Source organism: Solirhodobacter olei (genome assembly GCF_004010155.1).
Lineage (GTDB): Bacteria > Pseudomonadota > Alphaproteobacteria > Rhodobacterales > Rhodobacteraceae > Solirhodobacter > Solirhodobacter olei.
Genome location: NZ_RRYH01000014.1, coordinates 1 through 9,689, shown reverse-complemented (window position 1 = coordinate 9,689; position 9,689 = coordinate 1). Strand labels below are relative to the sequence as shown.

General features: G+C 61.3%; 9 protein-coding genes and 2 pseudogenes. 9 read left to right on the top strand and 2 right to left on the bottom strand.

All coding sequences use genetic code 11. The features are described from left to right. Positions 1 to 735: 735 nt before the first annotated feature. The 7 genes and pseudogenes from EIP85_RS23245 to EIP85_RS11795 all read left to right on the top strand — a co-directional run. Positions 736 to 987: pseudogene (locus tag EIP85_RS23245) on the top strand (HoxN/HupN/NixA family nickel/cobalt transporter); the annotation flags it as partial. An 11-nt stretch (positions 988 to 998) separates the two neighbouring features. Next, positions 999 to 1,387: pseudogene (locus EIP85_RS11825) on the top strand (transposase); the annotation flags it as partial. A gap of 343 nt (positions 1,388 to 1,730) precedes the next feature. Next, a complete protein-coding gene (locus tag EIP85_RS11820) occupies positions 1,731 to 3,497 on the top strand; it encodes a TadE/TadG family type IV pilus assembly protein (RefSeq protein WP_127902395.1) in 1,767 nt (588 codons plus the stop codon). After that, positions 3,494 to 4,039, top strand: coding sequence for a TadE/TadG family type IV pilus assembly protein (locus EIP85_RS11815; protein ID WP_127902394.1), 546 nt, complete (start codon positions 3,494 to 3,496; stop codon positions 4,037 to 4,039). The genes EIP85_RS11820 and EIP85_RS11815 overlap by 4 nt, the downstream gene beginning before the upstream one ends. A gap of 4 nt (positions 4,040 to 4,043) precedes the next feature. Then, entirely contained in the window at positions 4,044 to 4,607 is a 564-nt protein-coding gene (locus EIP85_RS11810; protein WP_127902393.1) for a TadE/TadG family type IV pilus assembly protein, read from the top strand. Positions 4,608 to 5,564: 957 nt separating this feature from the next. Further along, the gene (locus tag EIP85_RS11800) at positions 5,565 to 5,708 is read left to right on the top strand and encodes a hypothetical protein (protein ID WP_164871712.1); all 144 of its coding nucleotides are present in this window, start codon (positions 5,565 to 5,567) and stop codon (positions 5,706 to 5,708) included. Between the two features lie 297 nt (positions 5,709 to 6,005). Further along, complete coding sequence (locus EIP85_RS11795; RefSeq protein ID WP_127902391.1) at positions 6,006 to 6,629, top strand: sulfotransferase family protein; 624 nt, start codon at positions 6,006 to 6,008, stop codon at positions 6,627 to 6,629. A 112-nt stretch (positions 6,630 to 6,741) separates the two neighbouring features. Here EIP85_RS11795 and EIP85_RS23240 read toward each other — a convergent pair whose 3' ends face one another. Both EIP85_RS23240 and EIP85_RS23235 read right to left on the bottom strand, forming a co-directional pair. Next, complete coding sequence (locus tag EIP85_RS23240) at positions 6,742 to 7,212, bottom strand: zinc-binding dehydrogenase (protein ID WP_241559992.1); 471 nt, start codon at positions 7,210 to 7,212, stop codon at positions 6,742 to 6,744. Positions 7,213 to 7,247: 35 nt separating this feature from the next. Further along, on the bottom strand, positions 7,248 to 7,727 hold the full coding sequence (locus tag EIP85_RS23235) for an alcohol dehydrogenase catalytic domain-containing protein (RefSeq protein ID WP_241559991.1): 480 nt from the start codon (positions 7,725 to 7,727) through the stop codon (positions 7,248 to 7,250). 106 nt (positions 7,728 to 7,833) lie between these two features. Between EIP85_RS23235 and EIP85_RS11785 the strand changes: the two genes are divergently transcribed. Both EIP85_RS11785 and EIP85_RS11780 read left to right on the top strand, forming a co-directional pair. Then, on the top strand, positions 7,834 to 8,709 hold the full coding sequence (locus EIP85_RS11785; RefSeq protein WP_241559989.1) for a LysR family transcriptional regulator: 876 nt from the start codon (positions 7,834 to 7,836) through the stop codon (positions 8,707 to 8,709). Positions 8,710 to 9,272: 563 nt separating this feature from the next. Then, on the top strand, positions 9,273 to 9,689 hold a 417-nt coding region (locus EIP85_RS11780; protein WP_164871713.1), incomplete at its 3' end, for a cyclic nucleotide-binding domain-containing protein.

Genomic DNA, 9,689 nt, shown 5'->3' with positions numbered 1-9,689 from the left:
GACAGTCGCGCGTTGAGAAGCGCGCCGCATCCGGCCGAGATGAGGAGCATGACGATGACTGCCGGCATAGAAGCCAAAGGCGGCAGCTGGGCAGCAAATGCTTCAAGCATCGCGCCCTCTCGCGGGTTTCATGACTCGCATCGATCTCTCACTGCCAACCGGGAAATATCTGCCTGCCGCAAACCCGAGGCAGTTTCCAGGACCGAGAGGTGACAAAAGACTTGGACGAAACTTTGGCGCAGTCCGCTTCAAAAAGAGCGCCCATCCCATGTTGCGCTCGTGCGACAGAAAGATTTCGAAAAATGGCGGCTCTGGACGATCTCGAGGCGCGCCCGACGAAGCAGAAGCCTCCAGACCGAGGCCAAGCTTGCAGCCGTCATTGCCGATCACGGGAGTCTTTCAGCAGGATCAACTCAAAATTACCATTCGTCATGTGCCCTGACCGGCCTGGTGCCTTCGTCGGAGAAGGCGGCAAACGGGCTTGCGGGGCATCATACGCTCCCTGCCACAGCGTCCAACGGCAGTCGGGGCCGCTCTAGGGGAAAGGACTACGGCGATTTCCTTCGGGCAAATGTACGACGATCGGGGCACAGCGTCGCTTGCGAAGGTCGTCGGTTTACTCGGCCTCCTGACCCTCCTGAATGTTATGGCCTGGGGCTGGGCGCTGCTCAGCCTTCGGGCTTATCCGGTGCTGTTGGGCGCGGCGCTAATCGCCTGGGGCTTCGGGCTGCGGCCATGCCCGTCGATGCGGACCACATAACAGCCATCGACAACGTAACCCGGAAGCTCATGCAGGCCGGCAAGCGTCCGGTCGCGGACGGGCACTTCTTCTCGCTCGGCCATTCGAGGATCGTCGCCCTCGCCTCGACCGCCGTCGCCACCGCCAGCGCGTTCAAGGACCAGATCGAGGAATATCACGCGATTGGCGGTGTCATCGGAACCTGCGTCTCGGCGACGGTCCTTCTGATCATTGCGCTCGCCAACCTCGCCATCCTCCGCCGCATCTACCGAATCTTCCAGGAGGTCAGGAAGGTCGGCAGTTCCCCGACGAGAGCATGGAAGACGTGCTGGCAGGGGGCGGTTATGACACGCGACGATGCCACGTCGCGATCACCGACCGAGGTGCCCATGCCGTCATACCGATCCGCCGGAACGGGCGCGCCTGGAATGAGGACTGCCCTGCAGCCTCGGCCCGGAACGAGATCCTGCGCGCAACCCGACGCCTTGGCAGGGCGCTCTGGAAACGATGGGCCGATTATTAGTCCGAAGTCGGATCGAAGCTCAGATGAATTGCCTGAAGCTTTTCGGTGAGCGGATCATGTCACGAGATCCAGATCGAGAGACCGCTGATATCCAGATCCGCATCGCCATCAGAAACCGCTTCTCGGTCGGGCCGAGATCGAGGCCATCACCTGAACGATTACGGGAAAGGGCGTGTTCAGGCCCGAGGCTGATTTTGCGCCATCATCAACGCCAAGGCAGCCTGACCGCGTTTCTTATCGGGAGCTTAGCGTGAATTTCTGCCCACGACTGGGCAATACGCACGCCCTAAATGCGGCGAAATAAGCGCCCATCATCGGCGAAATGCGCAAAATTCCACCCGGCCGCGCCCTATTTCGACCCGATTCATGGAAGTTACTGAGAGCCGCCCATCTCTCGCAATCACCGGGCTTCTGCCGGATTAGCAGCACGCGAACGCGATTTTTTTAAGCCGCCAGGATGTAACCGACATGACCAGAACAATGTCCTCCCCCCGGTTCCAGCCCGCCCTTCGGCGGATCAATGCGCAGCTCTCCCGCTTCCGGCGCGAGGATGATGGCACCGTGACGATCTTCGGCGTCTATCTCGCAATCCTGATCTTAATGCTTGGCGGCATCGCCGTCGACGTGATGCGGTCGGAATCCATTCGCACGTCGGTTCAGAACGTCGAAGATACCGCGGTGCTCGCCGCCGCCAATCTCGACCAGTCGCTCGACCCCAAGTCGGTCGTGCAGGATTACTTCGCCAAGGCGGGCATGTCCGACTATCTGCAATCGGTCATCGTGACCTCTGCGGCCAATTACAAGAAGGTGTCTGTCGTCGCCACAAGCACGATGCCCACCAGCTTCATGCGGCTGGAAGGCATCAACACGATCCATATAACTAACAACGCGACAGCCGATCAAAGCATCGGCGATGTCGAAATCGCGTTGGCGCTCGACAATTCCGGTTCGATGACCCAGGCGATGAACAACAGCAGTTCAGGCTGCACGTCCAGCTACGGCTCCGGCTACGGCCGTTACAGCGGCTATCACAGCACCAGCTATTCGTCCTGCACCAGCACGAGTAAGATCGAGGGCCTGAAAACGGCGGCCGATGAGTTCGTCGACACGATGTTCACCAATTCGGCGGCCGGCACGATCACGATGTCGATCTTCCCCTATGATTCACACGTCAACATCGGGTCCGATCTTCTCAAGTACCTGAACGTCTCGACGGAGCAGACCAAGGCGCGGTGCGTCGACTTCACGGCAAACGATTTTACCACGACGGCCATCAGCGCGACCGCGACGCTTCAGCGGACGGGGTATGCCGACCTTGAGAACAACACCACGAACATCAACGATGGCAATGTCGAGTGCAACGATGCCTCGTATCGGGACTCGATTGTATTCTCGGCTGACCCGACTGCGCTCAAGAATACCATCGATAACATGCAGGCCGGCGGCTACACGTCGATCGACTCCGGCGTGAAATGGGCGGCAGCCTCGCTTGACCCTGCCTGGCAGCCCGTCGTCGACGGCATGATCAACGACGGGAAGCTGGCCACCAGCTACTCAGGCCGTCCCGTCGCCTATAACGACAGCTCCAACATGAAAGTGCTGATCGTCATGTCGGACGGCGAGAACACCAGCCGCTATCAACTGAAGCCTGGCTATTACTCAGGCAATTCGCCCTATTACGCCAATGTCAACGGCACGACAAATACAGGTATCTGGTCGTTCGAAGATACGGTGAACCACCCCAATACCCCTTACTACTGGTCCGTCGACGGTGGCTGGCACTCGAAGCCTTTCGACAGTAGCGCAGGGACCTATACATACTGCAAAAGCTACTTCCGCGGCGTCTGCAGCCAGACCGCCACCGCGACGGCAACGGGCACAGCCGAGCAGTGGAGCTACCCGACCCTCTGGGCCAACATGTCGGCTCCTTACTACAAGACCAATGTTCTCTCTGCCGTCTACGGCTCGTCGACAGCGAGCGCGATGTATAACAACATCGTCGACGTCGTGTCCTCGACAACCATGGACAGCAATCTGCACACCATGTGCTCGACCGCGAAAAGCAAGGGCGTGCTCATCTACGCGATAGGCTTCCAGACCTCGACCCATGGCGCCTCGACGCTGCAGGACTGCGCCAGTGCGCCCTCCTTCTACTTCGATGCCCAGGGCACGGAGATATCCTCGGTCTTCGCCAAAATCGCGACCAGCATCGAGCACCTGAGGCTGACCCAATGATGCGCCTTCTCTCCTCTCTCAGGCGGCTGGGCCGTGCGGCCCGGCGCGAGGACGGCACCGCCACGGTGGAGTTCGTCATCCTCTTTCCGATTTTCATCGCGATCATGTTCCAGGCATTCGAAGTGGGCTGGATCACGGTGCGCCAGACGATGCTTGACCACGCGCTGGATCTCGCGGTGCGAGAGTTGCGGTTGGGTCACTTCACGAACCCGACCAACGATACGTTGCGCACCTACATCTGCAACCATACGGCTGGTGTGATTGCCGATTGCAACAACAGCATGCTTATCGAGTTGACGCCGGTCGACACATCGACATGGGCTCTGCCACCGCCGAATGCGACCTGCATCAACCGCGATGCCAAGCTGCAGCCTGTGACGACGGTCCAGCAAGGCTCCGGAGACCAGCTGATGATCGTTCGCGCGTGCGCGATCATCAATCTGATGTTCCCGCTGGTCGGGGTCGGACCGCATCTGACCGTAGATTCGAAAGGCGGTATGGCGATCGCGGCCTCGTCCGCCTTCGTGAATGAGCCGGGTTAAAGCCATGAAACACAGCAGTCTTTCCGGTGTCCTGCGCTTCCTGCGCGACAGCCGCGGCTCGGTCGCGATCGAGACTCTCATCATCCTGCCGTTCGTCCTCTGGGCCTATCTGGGAACCTACCAGTTCTACGACGCCTTCGGCACCAAGACCCGCAACCTTCGCGCGACCTACACGATCGCCGACCTGATTTCGCGCCAGACCCAGACCGTCACCCCCGCATACATCGACGGACTCACCTCGCTTTACAGCTACCTTGACCATAACCCCCCTGGGGTCTGGGCCCGGGTCACCTGCGTCTCCTGGGATCCCAACGCCGGCACTTCCGGGATGTACTACGTGATGTGGTCCTATGCCACAAACAGCAATCCGGCGCTCGATGACACCACTTTGCAGAGCTACGTCCCGCGCCTGCCCACCATTGCGCAAGGCGATACGCTCATCGTGGTGGAAACGCATATGATTTACCATCCGATCGCCCGGCTTGTGGGTATGCCCACCCTGACGTTGAACCAGGTAGTCATCACCCGGCCGCGGATCAGCCCGCAGGTCGCCTTCAGCAGTTCCTGATCCGCAGCCCCCGGCACAGGTTGCGCCGCAACGCACAAGGCTGCCGCGCAGCTTAGAGCTGCATCGCCGTGCTGTCCCCCTACAGGCAGGACATGTCCAGATCAACGGTGCTGTACCCGACCGAGGTGCATTACGATGTTGCCGCGCCCCAAGAACCAACCGAGGCCCTAACGATGAACCCGTTCGCGACCGAAGTGCGGACAGCCAACGATTCCGGTCTGTCGCAGTGGCGGTGAGGGAGGGCTATTCACCGATCCCATGCGATAGTGCGCCAATGGGTGACGGCATGGGCATCCTTTACGTAAGCAGGACATATCTGAAGTCCGGCAAGCTCGACGTCGCCCGCCCGCAAGCGGTGATGTACGAGCCCTAAGCGGAAGGATCGCTGAAATTGATTGCCGTCGAATACGTCACCTTCAAGGGACCGGCGTCGATCGGGGGGCACCTGATGAAGTTCAACGATGCGCCCAACAGCTTCGGCCTCGACCCTTCTACGAGCTCCATGTCTGGGCCTGGAAGACGAGCCCCAGTGGGGCCTTCGCCGCCGAGAATCCCAATGTGATGTGTCCATGCCGCCCGTAACAGTTTGTTCCGGATCTGGGCCCCACTGGGGCATAGCAACGAACGAATTCTGTCGTCACCGGTATACCATAAGGTTCAACCAGGTTCTGCGGGACACATGAACGGCAGCTATCCCGTTTTGCCGCAGGCGCTACGCAGCATGTGCAAGTGTCCGCTCTCCGCCCTGTCTTCCCGTTGGCCTCTCGGCATGCTGAGCCTGGCGCGAAAGGCCGCTTCGGCGAGATCCATCATCTGCCATGCCGCGGTGCCGCAAGTCCGCTCTCCGCCCCGACTGTCAGACCATCGCGAACGGCCCTGAGCTGATGGGGTGGACGCCCTCCGACGGCATCTATGTGCCAGAGTGGAGATGTTGAAGCACCACTGAGGGAGGCGTCTATGTCGAAGGTTACCACAATCGGTCTGGATATTGCCAAGCCGTTCGCTGAGCTGCTGACGCTGCCCTGCAGCGTTTCGCATTCCCGCCGTTCGTCTACCGCGCAGCATTTTCCTCCGCTGAATGCCAGCGGAGCTGACGGCTGAGTTCTTCGGATCAAAGTCAGGCTGGTCGACTCGCCACTATCGCCACCCAGACTCCCGAGAATTGCCTTCGGCAGGCTTGGACCTGTCGCATTCGGCGATAAGGCGCGGGTCGTCGAGGTCTATGACAGGCCCCTCAGGCTTCGCGAAGCCAAGCGCTAAACCGCCTCAATCCGGGGGGTGGAATGGGTCGCCGCACATCCTCCTTTGGCCGAACATCGCGCACGTTGCGTTTGGATCTCATTGGGCGCACGCTCTCGCAATAGCACCGCAATACAAGCCTGCGGGAAGGGGGAGTTTATGGCCCTGAGGGTGATCGGCACGGGCTTTGGCCGAACAGGGACGACCTCAATGCGGACGGCGCTTGAAATCCTCGGGTTCGGCCCCTGTCATCACTTCATTGCCCTACGCGATAACCCTGAGCACAGGCACCAGTGGAGGAAGATTGCAACCGGGGCAGTTCCAGATTGGAACCAGCTATTTGAGGGTTACGCCTCATGCGTCGACTGGCCGTCGGCCCACTATTGGCCGCAGCTAATCGAAGCCTTTCCGGACGCGCGCGTTATCCTCACCTGGCGTTCGGCAGAAAGTTGGTGGGCGAGCTTCGAGCGAACCATCCTGAAGGTTGTGCTTGCCGACACGGAAACTGAAGAGTCGGCTCCCGGAAGCCAACTTATCTCCCTTCGGGTCTTCGGAGGGCTTCCTGCCGATCGCGAACACTGCATGGCCGTCTACGAGGCAAATGTAGCTGCCGTCAAGGAGCAGGTGCCGGCCGATCGGCTCCTGGTTCATTGCCTTGGTGACGGATGGGAGCCCTTGTGCGCCCATCTTCGGGTGCCGGTGCCCGATATTCCCTACCCAAGCATGAACGACGCCGACGAATTTCGCCGTGCCGCACTTGATGGGCCGCCTCGGCCAACATGATGAAGCTACTTTGTGGACACCGAGATAGTGGGGCTTTACTGCGACCCACCGGGCCGGGCAGTCGTGCTCTGCGTCGACGAGAAGCCTCATTGCTGCCTCAACTTCAAGCCTCTCACATCACGACGACATTGCCGCGTTTGTGACCGGCCTCGACATAGGCGTGCGCCTCGACAAGGTCGGCCAGCGGATAGATCCTGTCCATGACCGGTGCTAGGCGATCCTGGTCGATTTGTGTCAGGATCTCCGACAGCATGGCTCGCAGTCGCTGCGGCTTTTCCAAGCCGGTGGCTGCGAACAGGGCGCGTTTCCGGCCCACAAGGCCGGACAGCAGGATCGCGGGCAGGCGCCCCAGCGTCAGGACCGGGCAAAGGTAGCGCCCTACATTGGTCAGCGCAGGCTTGGCCGCTGCAAAGGACGCGACGCCCAACGTGTCGAAGATCACGTCGTAACGGGCCCTTGCCTGCAAGGCCTCTTCTCTGCTGTAGTCGATCACGCGCGTGGCCCCGAGTGACGCGACGAAGCTTGCGTTCTTGGTGCTGCAGGTGGCCGTGACCTCTGCGCCCATCGCGGCGGCGATCTGCACCGCGGCACTGCCGAGGCTACCGGCCCCGCCAAGGATCAGGACGCGGTATCCGTTCTGGACCTGGCCGAGGTTGCGCAGGAAGTGCCAGGATGTGATGTCAGGACGCCGTCACAGAGGACGGCGGCGTCCTCATGCGATAGGGCCTTCGGCTTGGACATCAAGACCCCGTTCTCATCGATACAGATGTGGCTCGCATTGGCACCAAAGTGCAGCCCGGCCTCGCCAAAGACCATATCCCCCGGCGCAAAGCGGCTGACCTTGTTGCCGACGGCGATCACCTCGCCAGACAGGCCAGTGCCGCACAGCCCGTTGCGCGGACGCCGCAGGCCGAGGAAGGCGCGCGCAAACAGCGGCTCTCCCTTGCGCATCATCCCGTCGGCCCGTGTCACCGCAGAGGCACGGATGCGGATCAGCATCTCGGTCGGGCCGGGCTGCGGCATTGGGAGGGCGATTGGCGTGAGGGTGTCGGGTCTGCCGTAGCGCGGGATGTGCCAGGCTGTGCACGTCGAAGTCATGGGGGGCTCCTTGGTCTTTGGGTGTGGCAAAAGGGATAGAGGTTTCTTGATGCACCAAAGAGTGTCTAAGATGGCCCGTAGTGGTTCATAAACGATCCGGACGATCATGGATTGGAAATCCCTTCCGGCCTTTCTGGCGGTAGCCCGCAACGGCTCGCTCCGGGCTGCGGCGGAGCAGTTGAGCGGCACCCATGCAACCCTGCGCCGCCAGGTCGAGGCGCTGGAGGCGCAGCTTGGCACCCAGCTTTTTCGGCGGGGCGCAGATGGACTTTCCCTGACAGCCGCCGGGCGCAGGCTGCTGCCGCAGGCGCTCGAGGCCGAGGCCGCGCTGCTTAAAGGGTTCAACGCTGTGCAGGGGCTCGACCGCGAGGCATCAGGCCGCATCCGTGTATCGGCCGACCCGATGACGGGGCACTACCTTCTGGCGCCGGTCCTGGCCGACTTCGCGGCGCTCTATCCCGAGATCGAGATCGAACTGCGCCTCGCCTACACACTCGACTCGATCGCCCGGAACGAGACCGATGTCTCCATCCGCCACGCCGCCGCCATCGAAGACGATGCTGTGGGACGCAAGCTGTTCCCACTGTCGATCGGAGTGGTGGCGTCACGCAATTACATCGAGCTGGCCATGCCAAAATCCGGCCGCAGGGGGCAAGGTTTGAGCTGGATCGGCTACGGCGACGTGCCCGAGCTGGCGACCATGATCGCGGGGTCGGCCTTTCCCGAGGCCCGAGTGCGTCACAGCGTGCCCGACCCAGAAATGCACCTGCACCTCGTGCGCGCAGGTGCTGGGATGACGTTTCTTGCAACCTGGGTGATATCGGCGTTCCCCGAGCTGCAACGCGTCCCGGGCACCGAGCTCGACCAGCGCCGCTCGACCTGGGTGCTGCTGCACGGTGAGCTGCGCCGGGTGCGGCGCGTCCGGCTTTTCGTAGATTACCTCTGCGATGCCCTTTTGGAGCGGCGGGCGGCGTTTCTGTGACCTTGGTCAAACGGGATTCCCTCCCGGCGGGGCCGGGCCCCATGGTCAAGTCGACCTCGGCCCTGATTGGACATTGGCGCGTTGGCTCGGCTGCCGCGCCGCAGCACTTCAATTCGGTTATACTGGCGGCCGGCCTTTTGACCGGCGTCATCGTGCAACCTCTGCGCCATAAGAACGCGAGATCTCATCAAGTGCGACGGGCACCGAGGGCTCACGTTGCACGTTCGACGCCGCCGCCGAAAGCAGATCGCCACCACCGGTTGGAGAAAGAAGTGGCCGGGAAATCTACGGAGGTCCCCGTCCAGACCAAGACTAGAACGAGCAGCGCAGCACGCTAGGGCATGGGCGCAATTGCATTCGTTCGCCTACGTTCGTCCCTGTCTGCGAGATCGCCGATGCCGACGCTGCTGTCATCTTCAATCAATTGCGGGAGTGCACGTTGACGCAAGTCAAGGCCGGACAGTGGGCTTCCCTCCAATGTAGGTGTAGGATGCTGGGCTGCCCGGAGTTTGATCGGGGCACATAGCCGGAGCAGATCTCGTACGCTGATTGGGGAGGCGACGATGAGTCTATCGGGTGTGGGGGAGCAATCGAGGTTCCGCGCGCCGCAAGCCGCGGAGAATAATCTGGCCGGATTGGGCGCCCCACTTTCTCCTCTACCGGAATTCGGCGGCGAAATTATTCATTTGATCAGCCAATTTGCCGCCGGCCACATCCTGGTCGAGGAGAATGTCCCTTCGGACTGCGTTGGCTTCATTGTCAGTGGCCGCGTCGCTCTGACCAAGCGGCTTCCGGATGGCCGCTGGCAAATTGTCGACCTGCTCGCCGCCTCTGATATCTTCGGATCGTCGTTCGACGCCCGTTCCGGCTACGGCGTTAGAGCGTTCACCGACTGCCAGGTGCTCTTCTACCGTCGCTGCGAGTTCGACGCGCTCGCACGCCAAGAGCCGATCTTGGAGCGCGTGCTCCTGAACAAAGCT

What these genes read in the sequence shown, in the direction of transcription:
- EIP85_RS11820 (WP_127902395.1), top strand. Translation starts at nt 1,731, where the DNA reads ATGACCAGAACAATGTCCTCCCCCCGGTTCCAGCCCGCCCTTCGGCGG.
- EIP85_RS11815 (WP_127902394.1), top strand. Translation starts at nt 3,494, where the DNA reads ATGATGCGCCTTCTCTCCTCTCTCAGGCGGCTGGGCCGTGCGGCCCGG.
- EIP85_RS11810 (WP_127902393.1), top strand. Translation starts at nt 4,044, where the DNA reads ATGAAACACAGCAGTCTTTCCGGTGTCCTGCGCTTCCTGCGCGACAGC.
- EIP85_RS11800 (WP_164871712.1), top strand. Translation starts at nt 5,565, where the DNA reads ATGTCGAAGGTTACCACAATCGGTCTGGATATTGCCAAGCCGTTCGCT.
- EIP85_RS11795 (WP_127902391.1), top strand. Translation starts at nt 6,006, where the DNA reads ATGGCCCTGAGGGTGATCGGCACGGGCTTTGGCCGAACAGGGACGACC.
- EIP85_RS23235 (WP_241559991.1), bottom strand. Translation starts at nt 7,727, where the DNA reads ATGACTTCGACGTGCACAGCCTGGCACATCCCGCGCTACGGCAGACCC.
- EIP85_RS11785 (WP_241559989.1), top strand. Translation starts at nt 7,834, where the DNA reads ATGGATTGGAAATCCCTTCCGGCCTTTCTGGCGGTAGCCCGCAACGGC.